General features: G+C 57.8%; 18 protein-coding genes. 15 read left to right on the top strand and 3 right to left on the bottom strand.

What is annotated here, in order from left to right:
* The first annotated feature begins 208 nt into the window (after positions 1 to 208).
* The 6 genes from QU606_RS05925 to QU606_RS05900 all read left to right on the top strand — a co-directional run bounded on the left by QU606_RS05925 (position 209) and on the right by QU606_RS05900 (position 5,361).
* Positions 209 to 658 (top strand): hypothetical protein, encoded by a 450-nt coding sequence (locus QU606_RS05925; RefSeq protein WP_102625237.1) that lies wholly within the window; start codon positions 209 to 211, stop codon positions 656 to 658.
* A 319-nt stretch (positions 659 to 977) separates the two neighbouring features.
* Positions 978 to 1,412, top strand: a complete 435-nt coding sequence (locus tag QU606_RS05920; protein ID WP_069074983.1) for an RDD family protein — start codon at positions 978 to 980, stop codon at positions 1,410 to 1,412.
* A 45-nt stretch (positions 1,413 to 1,457) separates the two neighbouring features.
* Entirely contained in the window at positions 1,458 to 2,087 is a 630-nt protein-coding gene (locus tag QU606_RS05915) for an amidase (RefSeq protein ID WP_304998212.1), read from the top strand.
* Between the two features lie 95 nt (positions 2,088 to 2,182).
* Positions 2,183 to 3,811 (top strand): VWA domain-containing protein, encoded by a 1,629-nt coding sequence (locus tag QU606_RS05910; RefSeq protein ID WP_304998211.1) that lies wholly within the window; start codon positions 2,183 to 2,185, stop codon positions 3,809 to 3,811.
* Between the two features lie 375 nt (positions 3,812 to 4,186).
* On the top strand, positions 4,187 to 4,759 hold the full coding sequence (locus QU606_RS05905; RefSeq protein WP_024072715.1) for an RNA polymerase sigma factor: 573 nt from the start codon (positions 4,187 to 4,189) through the stop codon (positions 4,757 to 4,759).
* On the top strand, positions 4,756 to 5,361 hold the full coding sequence (locus QU606_RS05900) for a hypothetical protein (protein ID WP_069074988.1): 606 nt from the start codon (positions 4,756 to 4,758) through the stop codon (positions 5,359 to 5,361). Before QU606_RS05905 ends, QU606_RS05900 begins: the two co-directional genes overlap by 4 nt.
* Positions 5,362 to 5,544: 183 nt before the next feature.
* Here QU606_RS05900 and QU606_RS05895 read toward each other — a convergent pair whose 3' ends face one another.
* The gene (locus QU606_RS05895) at positions 5,545 to 6,576 is read right to left on the bottom strand and encodes an SDR family oxidoreductase (RefSeq protein ID WP_069074989.1); all 1,032 of its coding nucleotides are present in this window, start codon (positions 6,574 to 6,576) and stop codon (positions 5,545 to 5,547) included.
* Between the two features lie 116 nt (positions 6,577 to 6,692).
* Between QU606_RS05895 and QU606_RS05890 the strand changes: the two genes are divergently transcribed.
* From QU606_RS05890 to QU606_RS05850, 9 genes are all read left to right on the top strand, one after another.
* The gene (locus tag QU606_RS05890; protein WP_304998210.1) at positions 6,693 to 7,571 is read left to right on the top strand and encodes a LysR family transcriptional regulator; all 879 of its coding nucleotides are present in this window, start codon (positions 6,693 to 6,695) and stop codon (positions 7,569 to 7,571) included.
* A 377-nt stretch (positions 7,572 to 7,948) separates the two neighbouring features.
* Positions 7,949 to 9,013 carry a 2,3-butanediol dehydrogenase gene (locus QU606_RS05885; protein WP_223817903.1) on the top strand — a complete coding sequence of 355 codons (1,065 nt, stop codon included), beginning with the start codon at positions 7,949 to 7,951 and terminating at the stop codon, positions 9,011 to 9,013.
* 222 nt (positions 9,014 to 9,235) lie between these two features.
* A complete protein-coding gene (locus QU606_RS05880; RefSeq protein ID WP_102625233.1) occupies positions 9,236 to 10,219 on the top strand; it encodes an AraC family transcriptional regulator in 984 nt (327 codons plus the stop codon).
* Between the two features lie 161 nt (positions 10,220 to 10,380).
* A complete protein-coding gene (locus QU606_RS05875) occupies positions 10,381 to 11,415 on the top strand; it encodes a DUF1254 domain-containing protein (protein ID WP_304998209.1) in 1,035 nt (344 codons plus the stop codon).
* Positions 11,416 to 11,487: 72 nt separating this feature from the next.
* Positions 11,488 to 12,330, top strand: a complete 843-nt coding sequence (locus QU606_RS05870; protein WP_277378954.1) for a MipA/OmpV family protein — start codon at positions 11,488 to 11,490, stop codon at positions 12,328 to 12,330.
* Positions 12,331 to 12,344: 14 nt separating this feature from the next.
* On the top strand, positions 12,345 to 13,160 hold the full coding sequence (locus QU606_RS05865) for a phosphatase PAP2 family protein (RefSeq protein ID WP_304998208.1): 816 nt from the start codon (positions 12,345 to 12,347) through the stop codon (positions 13,158 to 13,160).
* A gap of 13 nt (positions 13,161 to 13,173) precedes the next feature.
* Positions 13,174 to 13,944: a hypothetical protein gene (locus QU606_RS05860; protein WP_304998609.1), complete on the top strand. Its 771-nt coding sequence runs from the start codon at positions 13,174 to 13,176 to the stop codon at positions 13,942 to 13,944.
* A 279-nt stretch (positions 13,945 to 14,223) separates the two neighbouring features.
* The gene (locus QU606_RS05855; RefSeq protein ID WP_304998207.1) at positions 14,224 to 14,643 is read left to right on the top strand and encodes a hypothetical protein; all 420 of its coding nucleotides are present in this window, start codon (positions 14,224 to 14,226) and stop codon (positions 14,641 to 14,643) included.
* 58 nt (positions 14,644 to 14,701) lie between these two features.
* On the top strand, positions 14,702 to 15,376 hold the full coding sequence (locus tag QU606_RS05850; protein ID WP_304998206.1) for a hypothetical protein: 675 nt from the start codon (positions 14,702 to 14,704) through the stop codon (positions 15,374 to 15,376).
* 764 nt (positions 15,377 to 16,140) lie between these two features.
* Here the strand turns inward: QU606_RS05850 and QU606_RS05845 are convergent.
* Positions 16,141 to 17,388: a hypothetical protein gene (locus QU606_RS05845; RefSeq protein ID WP_304998205.1), complete on the bottom strand. Its 1,248-nt coding sequence runs from the start codon at positions 17,386 to 17,388 to the stop codon at positions 16,141 to 16,143.
* Positions 17,389 to 18,500: 1,112 nt separating this feature from the next.
* On the bottom strand, positions 18,501 to 18,929 hold the full coding sequence (locus QU606_RS05840; RefSeq protein WP_304998204.1) for a hypothetical protein: 429 nt from the start codon (positions 18,927 to 18,929) through the stop codon (positions 18,501 to 18,503).
* Positions 18,930 to 18,931 lie beyond the last annotated feature (2 nt).

The raw sequence follows: 18,931 nt of genomic DNA, 5'->3' as shown, positions 1-18,931 counted from the left end.
CACCAATGGATATTGGTGGTCTGACCCCTATTTCTGCTCCCGACCAATTTATGAGCAGATTGAGAAAGATCTTTATCTTCGAGATACAGTGAAGGGTTATCAACCCAGGTGGATATTTTTAGAAGCGCCCCCGGCAGAAAATCTTTCGAGATTGCTGGAGCTGAACAAGATTGATGTAATTATTCATAATTAGTTTTTGAGGTAGACAATGGCGAATACTGGCGAAACGCCCGATATGCTGCTGGCCCGACGCGCTGCTGAATTCCCGGCATTCAGATCTGAGCGTCTGCCGGTACTGCATAAGTTTTGTGAAAGTCTCGGATTTGATCAGCCACATGAAGTATTGATTGAGCCAAAAAGGTTTTTATTCCAGCTGGACAGTGGTTTTCAACGCGCTGACATCAATGAGGAAGATCGGGTTTGGTTTGTTACCCGTATTGGCTACTACATCGGCGAATACCTGATCTCCCTGTTTGGTGGCTATTGGCTACTTGATGAGGACCAGTCGTCCCCCTCTTTTGCCAGATACGTGGTCGGCGACTTTTCAAAACCAGGTGTTAAAACTAAAATCGTCGACCCATTCGAAATAGCACAACGCTATGCAACTACGTCGGCTCCGCGCTTTTTAAGACAAGAGATCGAAACAGTTCTGGACTAAATGGAACGGGGAATCGGAAAAATAGGGGTCAGACCACGGTTTTGCGCTTTTTAGAGTTCAGCAGAATTGCTCTTTTAAAGTATTATTTATTTTTTGTAATTATTCGATTTTGTTGGCCTAGTGATGGAGAAAAGTGGACAGATTTATTTAATACCGACCAGCGCCAAACCTAAATAAATCCGTCCCCTTTTTCGTCACTTTTTCCACAGAACAGCCACAAACACCATGACGTTAAAGCCACAGCGTATGGACGCGAACGGGCACGTACAACATGTGCCGGCCTCAATGACATCTCTTCGACTTTTGGATAAATGACTGTATGAGCGAATCAGTATCGACCGCAGGCACCTGGAACCTCGCCAGCCCAGGCAAGCGCCTGCTCGGCTATTTCATCGATATGGCGGTGGTGCTTTTCCTGCTGTTTTTGAACAGAAACCTCGACTACGCCTATTTCTATCTGGGTTCTGCAGGAGGCCCGGCATTGTTTGATGGCCTCCACTATGTGCTGCTGTTTTCAGCCTTCGGGTACTACTTGTTTTGCGATGCCTTGCCCAATGGCCAGAGCCTGGGCAAGCGGGTGTGCCGCACGGCCGTTGTGGGTTACCCGTACCCCACGAACTGCACGCTGTTCCAGTCGTTCCTGCGCAATTTTCCGAAGATGCTGTTCATAGTGCTGGACGGTCTTTTTGTACTGTTCGGCCTGCGCCGTCGCTTGGGCGATATGTTGGCCAAGACGATCGTGATCAATCTCTGAGATCTACCGTCTACTGCATCCCGTTGACTGTATGGAAACCTGTCTATGACGCTGAAGTCCCTCGCCTTGATCAGTTCACTTTTGCTGTTGGGCGCTTGTAATCGTCAACCCTGGGTGGCCTATGTCGAGCCTGCCAGCGGTACTGACACCGCCCGGTTACGCGTGATCACCAACGGCGAAGTGCGTGGCGGCAGCTATGTGGGGTGTGTGGGCAATGAGCAAGGCTTGGCCAAGGCCGGGCGTTTTTATGACGGTGACAAGCCGAGCATCAACTACCCACAGTCACCCCTGGTACCGCCTCGGTTAGGCATGGCGCCGCGCGTGCTGCCGAAGATGGCCGAGTACCTGGGGATGACCCGCATGGCCGAAGGGGTGTATGCCGAGATCGTGGCCGAGTACCGGGTGCCGGCGGGCAAGCCGTTCCTGTTGGTACGCGAAGAATTGGGGGTGGGCAGCTACGGCAGCACCTACAGCAAATGCCCGGCGCTGTCGCGGGTGTACACCTTTGAAAAGGGCAGGCAGTACGAGGCCTATGTCGGCATGGTCTATGGCGGTGATGTCGAGGGCAAGATGGGCGTGCGTTGCCCGTTCTTTGTCTACGAGTTGCAGGCGCCGAACCAAGCCATTCCCCAGGCGATGGAGTCGACACCGGCGGCGGATCGTCCTTGTCGTTGAGAGGCGGGTCAATCTCGTAAACGTGCATTAACCCGAACCGCCCTAAGCTTGCGTCTGACCTTGTGAACGGATTATTCATTCACGAGGTTCAGCTCATGTCCCACACTCTGCTGTTGTTGCGTCCTGCGGCCCAGGGCTTTGCCGTTACCTTGATGGTTACACTGGCCGGGTGCGGGCTGTCGTCAGCCCCTGAGGTCGCCCAGCCGATTGAGCCTGCGCCCATCGCCGAGCTGCACAGCGCGCAGGTGCAGGGCGCTTTGGTCAAGCGCGTGGCGATGCCTGCGCCGATGCTCGTGCAGGAATCCGCCGTGCTGGACTATCGCAGCGAGCCCCGTGAGCAATACGAAAACCTGCCGGACAACCCCGTGCACCGTGTGGCGGAAACGCCCGTCTCGACGTTCAGCGTCGATGTCGACACCGGCAGCTACGCCAACGTACGACGTTTCCTCAATCAAGGCAGCCTGCCGCCCGAAGGCGCTGTGCGATTGGAGGAAATGGTCAACTATTTCCCCTACAGCTACGCGTTGCCCACCGACGGCTCACCCTTTGGCGTGACCACCGAAGTCGCCGCCAGCCCATGGAACCCCCGCACTCAACTGCTGCGCATTGGCATCAAGGCCTCTGACCGCGCTGTGGCCGACCTGGCGCCGGCCAATCTGGTGTTTCTGGTGGATGTGTCCGGCTCCATGGACCGCCGCGAAGGTTTGCCTCTGGTGAAAAGCACCCTGAAAGTGCTGGTAGATCAACTGCGCGATCAGGACCGCGTGTCGTTGGTGGTCTACGCCGGCGAGTCCCGCGTGGTGCTCGAACCGACTTCCGGTCGCGACAAGGCCAAGATCCGCAGTGCTATCGACCAGCTCACTGCCGGTGGCGCCACCGCCGGCGCATCCGGCATCGAACTGGCCTACCAGATGGCCCGCAAGGGGTTTATCGACAAGGGCATCAACCGCATCCTGCTGGCCACCGACGGTGACTTCAACGTGGGCGTCAGCGACTTCGACAGCCTCAAGCAAATGGCCGTCGACCAGCGTAAAAGCGGCGTTTCGCTGACCACCCTGGGCTTCGGTGTGGATAACTACAACGAACACTTGATGGAACAACTGGCCGATGCGGGCGATGGTAACTACGCCTACATCGACAACCTGCGTGAAGCCCGCAAAGTGCTGGTGGATCAACTCAGTTCGACCCTGTCGGTGGTGGCGCGGGATGTGAAGTTGCAGGTGGAATTCAACCCGGCGCGTGTCAGTGAATATCGCCTGCTGGGCTATGAAAACCGTGCGCTGAAGCGTGAGGATTTCAACAACGACAAAGTCGACGCTGGCGAAATCGGCGCGGGGCACACGGTTACCGCGCTGTACGAAATTGTGCCGAAGGGCGAGAAAGGTTGGTTGGAGCCTTTGCGTTACACCCGCGAGCCGAAGGCTGAACACAACACGGGCGAACTGGCCATGGTGCGTGTGCGCTACAAGCCTGCTGCGGGAGGTGACAGCCAACTGATCGAACGGCCCGTCAGCAACGTAACCACCAAGGCCAGTGACGACCTGCGCTTCTCCGCGGCCGTGGCGGCCTTCGCCCAACAGCTCAAGGGCGATGGCCGCTACACTGGCAGCATGAGTTTGCAGGACACTGCCGCACTGGCGCGCTCGGCCCGTGGCGATGACCCGTTCGGGCTGCGCAACGAGTTCGTGCAACTGGTGGAACTGGCCCAAGGTCTCAAACCCTGATCTCGAACATGACACTGATCAAATGTGGCAGGTCCCTATAAATCTCCGGCTTGGCGCTGTGGCGCAGCAAACTGGAATCGCCTGTGGCGAGCGGGCTTGCCCTAATGCCATTCAGTTAAGGCTTTTTTGTAGGAGCGAGGGGGACGCCTAGTTCTTGCTCGCGAAAAACGTCAACGGTAACGCGTGTTTCCTGAGAGAACGCGGCGCCTGTGAGTTTTTCGCGAGCAAGCTCGCTCCTACAGAAGGCGATGTACGCTGAACTGAACGGCATCAGGGCAAGCCCGCTCGCCACAAAAAATGCGGTTGTTTAAGGAAAAGTTTTGATCCTTCCACATTTAGATCGGGTTCAACTTTAAAAAGGAGTTCGCCCCCTACATGGCTGTTCCAGATGATTCACCCAGCGACGAATCGCTGCTGGCCCGCTACCGAACCGGTGACGCCGCCGCATTCGAAGCCTTGTACGCGCGGCACCGCCAAGGTCTCTATCGCTTCCTCGTGTCCCTGAGCAACAAGGCCGAGCTGGCCGAGGAAATCTATCAGGACACCTGGCTCAGCCTGATCCGCAGCACCACCCAGCCACAAGGCCGGGCGAGTTTTCGTACATGGCTGTTTCAGATCGCCCGCAACCGCCTCATTGACCATTGGCGCAAGCACGGCATCCACAACCCGTTGCACGACAGCTACGATGAGCAGTTGCATGCTCAGCCCGACGACACGGCCGGCCCCGAGCAGCAACTGAGCCTGAGCCGCGACCAGGCGCGCCTCGAAGCCGCGCTGCAAGACCTGCCCGAAGACCAGCGCGAAGTCTTCCTGCTGCGCTTGCATGGCGACCTCGAAGTGCCGCAAATCGCTGCCCTCACCAAAGCCCCGCTGGAAACCGTAAAAAGCCGCCTGCGTTACGCCCAGCAGAAACTCCGGCGCCTGCTGGCCGAGGAGATACCCGCATGACCGACTCCCGACACACCCCGGATCCCGACGACTTGCTGCTCCAGCATTTTCGTCAGCACAGCGGCGGCGAACCGCCAGCGTCCATCGACGCCTTCATCCTCAACGCCGCGCGCCGCGAGGCCCCAGCGCCGCAACCGAGCTTGTGGCAACGTTGGTTGCAAGCCTGCCAACGCCCGCGCTGGCAGATGGCATTCGCCACCGTGGCCGGCCTGGCGCTGATGATCGGTGTGGTGATGCGCTCGCCAGTGCCGCAACCCGAAATCTCCACGGCGACCTTTTCCGCCCTGCACGAAGAAGCTGCCCGTCCTGCGCCGCAAGCGTTGCCTGCACCTGCGCCGATGGCTCGAATCGCCGCCGCCCCCCAGGCTGAGCGTGCACCGGTTCAGGCTGAGATTGCCGGAGCGCTGGCGGATCAGTCGGCGGTGAAGCTGAGCAAGCGCGCACCGGTGGCAGTGCCTTCGTTGGAGGAAGGGTTGCAGGAGATTGTGAACCTGCGTCTGGCAGGGGAAACCAAGGCGGCGGATGAGAAGCTGCTGGCCTTGCATGAGCGATTCCCCGAGGAAGACCTGCCGGCGCGGTTGGAGGCGTTGCGCAAGCGTTGATCCACAAATAATGCCAGCCAGTTAAGCGTACATCGTCTTCTGTAGGAGCGAGCTTGCTCGCGAAAAACGTCAACGGTAACGCGTGTTTCCTGAGTGAACGCGGCGCCTGTGAGTTTTTCGCGAGCAAGCTCGCTCCTACAAAAAAGCTTTAACTGACTGGCGTTGGGCTTTTTGGCCTGGTTTTTACCCCCTGCCGTGTTGCTGGTACCAAGCCACCGTGTCGGTGAGGGTTTGTTCCAAGGTACGGAAACTCAGGCCGAGCTCATCTTCACTCTTGCGGTGGTTAAAGCAGGTGCGGTGCTCTTCTCGTATCAATAGTCGCAAGGTCGCCATGCTCAGCAAAATGGGCTTGCCGGTCAGGTAGGCATAGGTCTCTTGCACGGCGGCCAACAGGTAAAGCGCCGGCAGGGGCAGTTGCCGGGAAGGTGTCTGGACGCCCGCGATACGCCCCAGCAGCGGGATTAATTGGCGCATGGTCAAGTTGCGGCCGGCCGCGAGATAACGTTCGCCTCGTCGCCCGTTCTGGGCGGCGGCAATGAGTGCCCAGGCCACATCGCGGGCGTCGACCAACGAAAAGGTGCCGGGGATCAGCCCCGGAAGCTTGCCGTTGATGACGTCCTTGACCAATTGTCCCGAGGACGTCGGCCCGCGGTCGCCAGGCCCCCACATCCAGCCGGGCAGCACCATGCACGCGTGCATCTGCGGATGGGTTTGAAGAAACGCCAGCACCTCACGGTCAGCGAGGATCTTGCTGCGGTAGTAGGCGTCCGCATCGGCTTCGGCCCGCAGGCACGTCTCATCGATAGGCGTATCCGGCGCACCGTCGAGCACGGCAATCGAAGAGGTATGCACAAACCTTCTGACACCCGCGTCATAGGCATGCTGGAGCAGCGCTCGGGTGCCGACTACGTTGATCCTTTCGAGGGCTTGCCAATGGCTGCCGCCCTTGTAGTTATCGCGAAAGAACGCCGCGCAATGGAACACCGTGTCGCAGCCTTGCAGGGCCGCCGCGAACGTATCGACGTCAGCCATGTCACCCACCACCCGTTCCACGCTCGGCAGGTCGTTGAACTGCTGTTCGCCCTTGGCCTGCGAGCGCACCAGCGCCTTGACCGCATAGCCGCGTGCGACCAGCTCCCTGACCAGGTTGTTGCCCAGCAAGCCGGTGGCACCTGTCACAAAGGTGCTGCGCAAGCGGTTGGGGTTCGTGTTCATACAGGCCATATCCATGGTTTGAAAGGCCGCTAGATATACCGCTGAGACCGCGCTCGGAAAACGGCGACTGCTGCATAATGGCTTTGCACATTTGCAGACCAGGGAAGAACACGGATATGGCGCTGCAAGCAAATTGGGATGATCTGCGCCTGCTGTTGGCGGTCTCGCGGCGGGGCAGCTTTCTGCAGGCAGGCCAGTTGCTCGGTGTCGCTGCGTCGACCGTTTCCCGACGCCTGAGCCAACTGGAAGCGGCCTTGGGTGAGCCATTGGTCGAGCGCGGGGTCGAGGGCTGCTGGCTGACCTCGCGGGGGCAATCCCTGGTGGACGTGGCGTTGGCGGCCGAAGCCGGCCTGCGTCGCCAGACGACGGTAGAAGGGGGCGGGGCGCAGGCAGCGCTAAGCGGCACGGTGCTGATCAGTGCGGGAGAAGGGTTTGCGGCCTGCATACTGGAGGCCGCGAATCGTTTTACCGCGCTGCACCCTGGCTGCTCGGTGGAACTGCAGATCACCACCGACTTTCACAAGATCGTACGTGGCGTGGCCGATATCGCCGTGCGCACAGCGCACCTGGGTGAGCCCTCGCTGATTTATCGAGCGCTGGGCACGCTGGCCTATGGCGTCTTCGCCGATGCCGGTTACCTGCAGCGTTTTCCGGCGATGACGCCGGCCACGGCGGCCTGTATCGCCTTGCTCCCGCCGCTGGACCTGCTGCCGCAAATGCGCGCGGCAAAAGCCGCCGGCCTGGACCATGCGCCGATCCGCGTGAACTCATTTGCCGTGCAGCTGGAATCGGTGAGGCGCGGCATGGGCGTGGCGGTGCTGCCGCGTATCCTGGCAGAGGGCCTGAGCGAAGTGTTCCAGGAGATTGAACTGCCGCCGATGGAGGTCTACCTGGTCACCCGGCCCCAGGCGTTGAAACAGGCGCATATCCACGCATTCTTTACCCAGCTTGAGCAGGTGCTGCGCGCGACATTGCAGGACACGCCAACCGGGTGAACGCGTCGTTGCGCTGGTTGGCTGCGCCTGATGGTCGGGCGGGGGCAGGGTGCGCCTTGGACCGGGGTGGGCTGACACAACGTCATAGCGGTGGCTTGGCCTGATCGAGCGCCGATCGTGGGTACCGGGGCTGGCGATGAGACGCAACGTCTCACGGTCTCGTCGCTATCGCGTGCCGTCTGGCATGGCGCGTCTCATTTGAACGCGATGGCGGCCCTCCGTGGTTTCCATTGGGCCGCTCTAAAAAAGGGCTGTGCGGGCGTTCTTGCGGAGCTGGCACCGGCCTTGCTCTGGCTCTGGCAAACCGTCCGGCGCGTCAGTGCCAACCGTATCAAGGAGCCTTCGCTATGACCCTTTCGCTCAACTCGCAACGCAGCATGCGTGCCGCTGTCTGGCACGGTCGTAACGATATCCGCGTCGAAGACGTTCCACTGCCCGTTTCGCCGCCTGCCGGTTGGGTGCAGATCCGAGTGCAATGGTGCGGCATTTGCGGCTCGGATTTGCATGAGTACGTGGCCGGCCCGGTGTTCATACCGGTTGACGCCCCGCACCCGCTGACCGGGATAAAAGGCCAGTGCATTCTCGGTCACGAGTTTTGTGGCGAGATCGTCGAACTCGGTGCCGGCGTGCAAGGCTTCAGCGTCGGCGAGCCGGTGGCGGCCGATGCATGCCAACATTGCGGCACCTGCTACTACTGCACCCACGGGCTATACAACATTTGCGAGAACCTGGCCTTCACCGGCCTGATGAACAACGGCGCCTTCGCCGAACTGGTCAACGTGCCAGCCAACCTGCTGTACAAGTTGCCGGCGAACTTTCCGGCTGAAGCCGGCGCACTGATCGAGCCTCTGGCGGTGGGCATGCACGCGGTGAAAAAGGCCGGAAGCCTGCTGGGGCAAAACGTGGTGGTGGTCGGCGCGGGCACCATTGGCCTGTGCACCATCATGTGCGCCAAGGCGGCGGGTGCGGCTCAGGTGATCGCCCTGGAGATGTCCGGAGCGCGCAAGGCCAAGGCCCGGGAAGTGGGGGCGACCCATGTGCTCGATCCCAATCAATGCGATGCCCTGGCCGAGGTACGACGCCTGACGGGCGGGCTCGGCGCGGATGTCAGTTTCGAATGCATCGGCAACAAACACACGGCCAAGCTCGCGATCGACCTGATCCGCAAGGCCGGCAAGTGCGTACTGGTGGGCATCTTCGAGGAGCCCAGTGAGTTCAACTTTTTCGAGTTGGTGGCGACGGAAAAACAGGTACTCGGCGCGCTGGCCTATAACGGTGAATTCGCTGACGTGATCGCTTTTATCGCCGATGGTCGGCTGGACATCACGCCACTGGTGACGGGGCGCATTCAGTTGGAACAGATCGTGGGCCAGGGCTTCGAGGAACTGGTCAAAAACAAGGAGCACAACGTGAAAATCATCGTGTCACCCGCTCGGGTCTGAAGCGAAGGATGAGCGTTGCGGTCTTTGCCCCGCCTCTACAAAAGCCCCAGGTTCTTTGACCTGGGGCTTTTTCGTGTGTAAGTGACGAGCTTGCCGCTGAATCGATGCTCAGGGTGACAGTGCTGTCGATCGCGCGATTTTGGCAAACAATTTGCCTATGCTATGCCAGCGCGCCAAGACGGTTTTCAAATGCATTGCCTTTAGAACCAGGAACGGACACCCATGACGAATGCTGCGCCCGCCATCAGACTCAGCACACTCAGGCAAGTCGCCCCCTATCTGAGTATGCGAGGGGTGTCGCCACTGGAGTTCTTTCGACGGTTCGGTATTTCTCCGCATGTTTTTCAAAACCCAGAAGCTTGGGTACCGCGAGCGGCCTGCTTTCATATCGCCAATGAAATGGCCGCTATCGCACAGGACCCCTTCGGCGGGGCGATGATAGGGCACCTCACCGATATGCGCTCAACCGGCATGTGGGGCGAATTGATATTGGGCTCGACCAACCTCGCTCAGGCGTGTGCGGCGGCGGCGGTGCATACGGATTTGCTGCATCAGGGAAGCGAAGTAAAGATCGTCACCGAAGGGCGCACGACGAAACTGATCCAACACTTTACCGGGCACCACGGGGCTGATCCGAAGCAGGTCATTTTCGGCACCCTGGCGGTGCTTAGAAAAGTGCCGCTCATGTCCGGCGCGCCTGGCGCTATACGCGTACATTTAAAAAATCCGCGAGAACGAGGCGACGAGGCGCTTGAAGAGCACCTGGGGCCGAACCTCGTAATGAACGCTGAGCACAACATGATCGAATTTGATCGTGAGTTGCTCGAGATCCCCCTGCAGCCTTTCCGAGATGTTGCCTGGAAAACCACCCAAGCCTTGAAGTCGACCGCTGACGCAGCTGACGTGCTCGCCCAGCAGATAGCCGATCAGGAGCTTTCCAAACTTGCCTCTATTTCAAGAAAAATTGGGCTGTCTGCTCGAACGCTACAGCGGCGTCTCGAACATTGCGGCATAGACTTCGACGCTTTACGTGACGAGACACGTCGCAGTGAAGCCCTTCAGTTGATCGCCAGCGGCAGATACAGCGCGACCGAAATTGCCTATATGGTCGGCTACAGCGACCCCGCGCACTTTACCCGCGCCTTCAAGCGTTGGACTGGGAGCCCGCCGTCGCACTATCGCGCGCTCTTGAAACAGGATCGTTAACACCCTCTTCTAACACCCATCCCCTCAAACACTTCACCCCTTTCCGGGGCGGCCTTCGCGTACGCGCTCACCTTGCTTTTGGCACCAAATGGCAAGTTTGCGCCTAGGCGTTCTTATACAGTCAAAAAATTAACGCCAACTAATAAAACCAAGAGGTTTAAATGTCCCATGCATCCACGGCCTGTGCCCTTGCGATGGCGCTGGTGGTTTTTGGAAGTGCGAACGCTCAGTCATCCCCGGAGGCGGCGATACCGGTAGGTGTAGATAACTTTGTTCGTGCCGAGTCTGACCTCTACTTGGGAAAAATGGTCGCAAGTGGCAGTTTGGGCCGCTTTGTTCATAGCCGCGAAGCGGTGGCCATTGACGCCCAGAATGTGGTCCGGATGAATCGGGACACGCTCTATTCGTCAGCCGTGTTCGATCTCGAGGCAGGCCCCGTCACGATCACCTTGCCTGAGGCCGGTGGACGGTTCATGTCCATGGCGGTGATCAATGAAGACCACTACGTGCCCCTCGTCACTTATGGCGCCGGCCGCCAGACACTGACGAAAGAGGCCATCGGCACACGCTATGTGTTTGTCGCTGTGCGCACGTTCTTCGATCCCGCGGATCGCAAAGACCTTGAAAAGGTCCATGCACTGCAGGACTCCATCGCGGTCAGCCAGGCCAAGGTTGGCGAGTTTGTAGTACCTAAGTGGGACCCGGCGAGCCAGGCCAAGGTGCGTGAGGCGCTGGAGGTCCTGGGTTCGACGATTCCTGACTACAACCAGTCCTTTGGCCCCAAGGGCACGGTCAATCCCATCCATCACTTGATCGGCACTGCGACGGGGTGGGGTGGGAACCCCGCCAAGGACGCTATCTACCTCGGCGGCGTGATGCCTGAGAACGATGGGAAAACCATTTACCGGCTCAAAGTCGGAGAGGTCCCGGTCAATAGTTTCTGGTCTGTCAGTGTTTATAACGCCGACGGTTACTTCCAGAAGAACCCCTATGACGCCTATTCGCTGAACAACCTCACTGCCAGGAAAAGTGAGGATGGCTCGATTCTCATCCAGTTCGGCGGTTGCGACGGGAAGATTGCGAATTGCCTGCCTACCACGCCTGGCTGGAACTACACGGTCAGGCTTTATCAGCCGAAAGAACAAATTCTGAATGGAAAGTGGAGTTTCCCGAAGCCGCAGGCCGTCGAGCTCTAACTCATAACGTTCGACTTTTATAACTGGGCACCCACGCCAATAAGTTTGGTTTTACACCCAAGGAAAGAAGCAATGACAACCATCGGTGGTTCAAACTTTTTCAAATATAAAGCGGCGCTCATGACCAGTGCGACCCTCGCCTTTGCGATGGCGTTGCCTGCACACGCAGACGACTCAAGTGAGCCCTCGGTGACCGTCGGTGGTGGACTCGCCGTCGGCCCCTTGTATGAAGGTTCTTCACACTACGCCGCGTTCCCGTCACTGAAACTCAAAGCGGTTTTGCCTACCGAAAACTGGGGCAAGTTTACTGCCGCGTTCCCCGATGGTCTGCGTTGGGACTTGCCGGGGTTGTCACCTTTTGGAGTGGCCCTGCTGATTGGCTACGACCAGGGCCGCAAGGAAAGAATCCACACCCTGGGCGGTCGTGATGACTACCTCAAAGGCATGGGTAACCTGGACAGCACTGCCCTGGTCGGGGCGGAAGCGTACTGGGTGCTGCCGGCCGGCCGCCTGTTTGTTCGTGGGCTGCAAGCCAGCCAGAGCCGGGATTACGGTGGCGAGAGCCTGGGGCGTACCGCGTTCCTGGAAGCCGGTTTCGCCACAGCCTACGCGCTGTCTTCAACCTTGACCCTGGATTCGACCCTGTACGGCACCTGGAGCAATGAGAAAGACATGATGGCGCGCTTCGGCGTCACCGCCCAACAAGCCGCGCGTACCGGCTTCGAGGAATATCACCCAGGTGGTGGGATGCGCGACGTGACCCTGAAGCTGGGCCTCACCTGGCAATGGCAGCCGCAGCTGGCATTGGAAGGCGGCATCAAGACCTATGCCCTGGTCTCCGACGCTCGCAACAGCCCGCTGACGGGTGAGAACGTGGGCGCAGGCGCCTATCTGAATGCCCTTTACCGGTTTTGATAAGGGAACACCCGATGAAAACAGTACATAAGCAGTTGGGGCTGGCGGGCCTGCTCTGGTCGGGGCTGGTGCTTGCCGACGATGCTGCGCCCAAGGTCACGGACCCTCACTTCAAGCTGGCCCCCGGCTATCTGAACTCGGCAGACCTGCCATTGCGCCTGGCGTTGCTGGGCGCCCCACCAAAGCCTGACTCTGCGGCGCTGGCACGGGATGAGGAGGCACGGCGAGCAGCGCTGTCGCTACGCGGCACGGCTCGGGAGAAACTCGCCGCGGCGGATGCGGAGCTGGCATTCCCAGGCCCGGCCAACGCATTCGCCTGCGCGCTGGGCACGCCGATCACCGAGAAAAATACACCGCATCTTTATACCTTGATGCAGCGCACCCTGTCGGATGCGGGTGGTTCCACCTATGCCGGGAAGAATGCCTACAACCGCACCCGACCATTCGTGGCACATAACGAAGGGACCTGTCGCAAAGACATGGAACCGCTGCTGCGCACGGATGGTTCCTGGCCTTCCGGCCACTCCGCCGCCGGTTGGGCCTGGGGGCTGTTGCTGGCCGAGATTCAGCCTGCACGTGCAACCGAGTTGATGACCCGCGGGTTGTCATTCGGCCAGAGCCGCGTCATCTGCGACGCCCACTGGCAGAGCGACGTCGATGCGGGCCGCATCATGGGCGCTGCGACGGTTGCGAGCTTGCATAGCAATCCGGCGTTCCTGGCGGATCTGGCGGCGGCGAAGGAAGAGGTCAAGGCCGCACAAAAAGCTGGCTTGAAGCCCACAAAGGACTGTGCGGCCGAGGGCGTGGCGCTCTCGCTGACTCAGCACTGATCGGGGACACACCATCATGCACAGTGACAACCCCCGCTCGGCTTTGTGGCGCAAGCACGCCCATCTGGCGCTGCTGGCTGGCGCCTTTGTCGCCGCCGGGCCCGCCATGGCGGCAGACAACGATGACTGGACGTTCAACGGCGGCCCTTACGTATGGGGCGCCGGCATTCGTGGGCACGTGGGTCATAGCAGCACGGGCACCCAGTTCATAAAGTCCGACTTCTCCGACATCGCCAAGACGGTCGATATGTCGGTGATGCTGATGGGGGAGGCACGTCGGGGCCCCTACAGCGTGCTCGCCGACCTGATGTACATCGACACCGACACCCGCAACCGCCTGCCGGGGGGGGCCAAGCTAGAGGTCGAAAGCAAGACAGCCTCCGGGTTCCTGGGGGGCGGCTACACGGTGCTGGGTGATGAAAACCGCCGACTGGATGTCGCCGGCGGCGTACGTGCCTGGTACAGCGGCACCACCCTCACCTTCCATGGTGGACCACTCGGTGGCTTATCCGGCTCTGACAACGCCACATGGGCAGACGCCATGGCAGGCCTGCGTGGGCACTATGCCGTGAACGATCGATTCTGGCTGTCATCCTGGGGGATGGCGGGTGCCGGGCAGTCTCGGGAAGATTGGGACCTGGCAGCGCTGGCCGGCTGGGAGTTTTGGCCCGGGTTTTCAGCAGTGGCCGGTTACCGGGCGATGGGGGTGAATTATCGCCATGATGGCTTCGTCTACGACATCGTCCAGAAGGGGCCTTTGCTGGGCATCAGTGGGCGATTCTGAAGCTTGCACCGTCAAGCTCCCCAACAGCCCAAGGGGCTGTCTTCCCACCTGAAAACAGGACGGATGCCCGCTGTTCGGGGAGGCCCCTCGGCCACCCCGAAAAGCGAATGCCCCGACAAGTCGGGCACTTACTTTGAGCTGCGCCTGAGCGCGTTCCACACAGCCTGGAACGCGGGCTTTTTTGCTGCCTGGAATTGACCCTGGCCGCAAATAGCTGTCGGGCCAAGCCGTAACATCGTTTTGATTTCACTCGAAAGGACTGTCGTGGAGACCCGGCCTATGGTTCAAGAATTCAATCACCATCGTGAATGGGTAGCGGCGCTTGATAAGTACGAGAAACGCCTGATTGAAAACCCCGACCTCCGCTGGGAAGGGCAGCCGCGCGATCAACACACCCGCATGGCACTCGGGCTATACAAACTCAAGTGTTTCGCCGAGCGCATGCGCAAGGACAGCACGGCAATCTGGGCCAGACTGGAAGCCATGGACGAACTTCGGCTCCATCTGATCAGCGAGCATCACTGGACCCTACAGGACGTGCGGCGAATACAGGACGAAGAGGATTTTGTGTTCCTTCTTCATGATGAATTGCAGCAGATGAAACTCACCGAGCAAGAGGCCGAACCTGTCCGGCAGTGGACGGATCATCTTGGGTCAAGGGGGGAGTTCCAGCAGCACTACCGGGATTGCGTTTTATAGGACGGGGGCAGGGGATTCGTGGAGAGAAGATGGGGGGCGGCGGTAGCGGTAAGTTGTCATGGGCAGCGAGGAGATAATCGACGGCAAGGCATCTCCGGCCCTTAGCCCATGCCGTCCCGAGCGCTTCTTTCAAACCTGGGTCAGCCCAGCACTGGCGATCAGCAACTGGAACAAACTAAATGTCGTGTTGGTCTCAAGTGTGCCTCCTGGCAACGAACTGTTCTTACGTGGGGGGCAGTCCGCAACGTTGGGGTATTTTTTCCATAGGAGGTTTCGCGTGCCCTGGAAGTCAAATCTGGTAGTGCTCGCCCTATCTGCCGTTGCCGTTTCGGCGCAGGCTCAATCCGATCTTGAAGTGGTCGAGGCGATGGTTACTCGCTCGGCCAATGTCTGCCCAGGCCACAGCACCGAACGCACCACGCCCACGGTGAAGGCGGTACCTGTTGGCGCGTTGCGGGTTATGCTTGACCGCGGTTTGGTCATGTGCCCCGACCGGCGCCTCGATATCGACGCGCCGGCTGTGTTCTACGGCAGAGTTGGCGTATTCGAATGGAACCCGGAAGTGCCTGCAAGCTCAGAGGTGATCGCCAAGCAAATCGACGCCATGACCCGCAAGGACGAGTACCCATCGGACACCTTGGTTTGGGATGCCAAGGGTATGCCACTGCAGCAACGCACTGTACCGGCTTTCGAACCCAAACCAGGGGCTGCTGTGCTGTACCAGATACGGTAAGCCCAGTGTTCGGGGATCGGGGTGGTTATTAACGTTGTGCTGGGCTTTGGCTTGAATCGCCAGGTCCACGACGAGGGTGGGCGCCATCCGTTCTTTTTGGTGCCCATGCCTGAGGTACGAGAAGGTGGTTAGGCTCAACCTGAAGCTGATGGCAGGTAGATGTGGGCACCTTCGATGTATCTGTGAGGTTGGCTTAGGTGGTCGGGGCTGCTATTTGGAAGCTTCGGGGAGTTCAAATCGAAGGCTCATGATGAGCTGTCCACGCCGTTAATTTCACTGCTTTGATGTGATTTCCTCCGTCGAAAAACGCATTAACCAATCGCTCACGAAAAAGCCCCGGATCTTTCGAACTGGGGCTTTTTCATCTCTATATCCCGGCGTCATTTGAACCTGGAGGTAATGTTCCCGTTTTTAAAGGTTTTGACCTTCTACTATTTTCCAAGGGATACACCAGGGGATACACGGTGCTGGCTGCAAAAGCTATTGAGGTTCGTTGCTCCATCCCCGACGAGCGGTACACCGTCTTGATAAATCCGCCGCTGGTGCAAAGGTGTGGTCATCACCACCACTCCTTTGATGGATCAGTCCAAAAGTGGCCCGATTATCTCGCTCCTCACTTTTGAGGAGCCATCGCCACAATTTTGCGGCGATGTAGCTGGCGCGGTGCTGCACTTCCACCGCACAGAGGCATTCTTGCCATTCCCCGGCGCCAGCACCACCCCGGATCGGGGTAGTGGACACTCATGAGCCTTTCTGCAATGAGGTCATTGGGTATCCGTAGATCCGCCTTGAAACTCCAATGCTTTTTTATACAGATCAATCTTTTTTTGTAGATCGCTTGGTTTCGCTGGCAGATCGAGAAATTGGTTAGCTTCGGCTAAAGTCTGGAAGTCATTGGATCGGCGCAGGTGAAATAAGATGAGTTCTCTAAAATAAAACTGTATTTGATAACAATATGTTTTAGCACGCTCGCTTTCCTCGCCAGCATGTACACTCTGGTTCCTATGTTCACGAAGGTGTTCAAGTATTTGTTGGTGAAATTCGCTTTCCTCGAATAAGAAGGCGCAGCGCCGAGGTATGCCATCTTTATTTGAATCAGATGGCGATGCAATACATTCGAGTGCGCCCCAAAGTCTAATAAGAGCCGAGTTGTGTTCTCTTTCATCCAGTGCTCGGACATATCGAAGTAGCGAATCTTTTATTGTTCTGCCGTAGTTACATTCTTTTAATTTTGAGAGAGCCCACTTGACGTTGTTCCCAAATATTTCTGGTTTCGATGGGGAGTAAACTTTGCCGACTTCAAAATATGGTTCATACCACACAGGTGACTTTGCTGGTTTGCCGCTAAAGTAGTGCAGTGTGTGCGTCTGCCCCAGCCTGACCTTATTTATGGGCGCCTGATTATTACCCATTAGTTCCATGCCCGAATTTCCAAATAGCGCCATAAGTGCTCTAAGTATGTCTAAGCTCCTCAGTGCTTTCGTCGTTGCTCCTTGGGCGGTTTTGGCTTTTAACTGAATCTTTACCTTGCAAAACTCCTCATGTTCATCATCCAGTACACGATGCGATGCCTTTATCACCAGGCCTCTGGAGGAGTATTTTTTAGGATATTGTCCAGAAAATAAGTTTATATGCGTATCTTCAATGTATATCGACTTAAGAGTGAGATGGGCGGGGTTGATGGATATAGAAGTAAGGAAGCAATATTTTTCTTCTCTGGTAGCAAGTTCAGCGCGGCAGATTTTCTGAATATTTTCCATTAGTGCATCTTTAGTCAGCACTCCTGCTGTCGCAGTGATTGAAATGCTTCTGGACAGAATTGAGTCAAGATTTAGTCCGTCTGATTTTGACGGTAGCTCAATCATTGAGAAAAGACTCGCGAAGGCATTGTGATATTCAAAGGCTTCGAATGAAACCCTACCGTCATTGGTTAGTTTTTTTATGCGCTCTATTTTTTTTAGGATTTCTTCGGGCTTCAAATTGCTATTTTTAGTCTTCCATCCGATCTTCATGTTTAGTCCTTTAGTTTTCTATCTGTCGATTGTTAAGTTTTACAAAGTAAATATCTTGAGAGTTGAAAATAAGACCGTTGAGCGTCACTCCTACACAAAAGGGCAACTTTTGGCCGAGAGCACTATAAACGCGTCTCCCAGATGACTCTCCTTGGCTCAGTTCCAAGAGAAGGGGCGCGTCGTGCGTCCTTGGTGAGCTGGTCTAGCACTTGCTCCTCGAATGCAGCCGTCATTGCGCTGGCCTTCCTGACAATCAGCAGCGCCAGCTCCGGAGGAAACACCACTTTGTTGGCGAGTAGATAATCACAGTCAATAAAGGACACGGCTCTATCCCCGATGCGCGGTTGATGCTGGCGCCGGAATGAGGCGGGGCCAGCAGATGACCTGCTGATGTTACCAGCGGAACGTGAGCGGCTAGCTGGAATCCGGGGGCTGGCCAAGCTGGCAGGCCGATCGGTTTCCGCTCCAGGGTGAACGACTCGTTCACCACCTGCTCCGACCTGCTGTCAGGTCGCTGGAGGCCCCGGAAAATACTTGACGAGTATCAAGCATCAGCACGCCACCTTTAACACTGGTGCCGTATTACTTGGGTTGTGGGCAGTTTGAGCGCGAGTCGTTGGGGAAAATTCGTCTAGTGCCTGTCTAGTATTGCCTAGCGCGCTAAGGATTTGTCTGGCCGGGGATTTCACCACCCCATCCCGCTAGGGCGGGCCTTGATATTGATCGAGCAGCTACCTTGACGGTTACTTCTAGAATTCTTGACGAGGCTGGTGCTGGCCAAGCTGCGCGAATACCCGCAAAGCGTTGCGCTGTGTGGCTTTCAGCGTTCTCAGCGCTGGTGGCGCCAGAGAAACCCCTCAAGACATGTCTAAAATTTCGTCAAGGCTGGTCAAGGTTTTTAGAATTCTTGACCGGGTGCGGGCGCTCGGATGCGGTGATCCTCCGCGTATCAGGCGGGATGCTACTTTCCGAGTAGGCGGGATGCTCAGCAGGGTCACAATCCGTCTAGGGTCTGTCTAGAACCCATCGTGCCAGCCAAAGGTGTTGAGATTGCCGGCGTTGCTACCAATCACTCATGGAGCGTGCCTTGCAGTTGTTAGCGACCTGACGCGTTATGCGTACAGGCTATGGGACGGGTCAAGCCAGACCACGTGGAAAACATGATCCAAAAAGAAGCCGTGAACTCTTCCGTGGGCATTGCTCGAGATACTGAATTGGTAGGGGCGGCTCTGGCGGAGCTGCTCATTCAGATGACAGAAACCTTCTGGCTCAGTGGTGTCATCCCATGCAATGGGGTGGGCTCGCAAAGCCGCGGAGCGCTCTGCGTACAGCTGCTGAACTGTGCATGAACTCAATGCGGAAAGCCGCTCAATCACTTTGCAGAAATAAGCGGCGTCGCGACCGGAGTAATCGAATTTTTGGTGTTGGCGATCCATATAGCGAAACGAAAAGCTCAGCAGCTTGGGGCTTTCCGGATTACCGGCTTTGATGCTCGGGCTAATAGATAGCTTTCCAGCCTTGATGGATGGACCTTTGGTCATAC

The organism is Pseudomonas sp. OVF7 (assembly GCF_030644265.1).
GTDB lineage: Bacteria > Pseudomonadota > Gammaproteobacteria > Pseudomonadales > Pseudomonadaceae > Aquipseudomonas > Aquipseudomonas gorinensis.
This window is presented reverse-complemented; position numbering and strand designations above follow the sequence as displayed.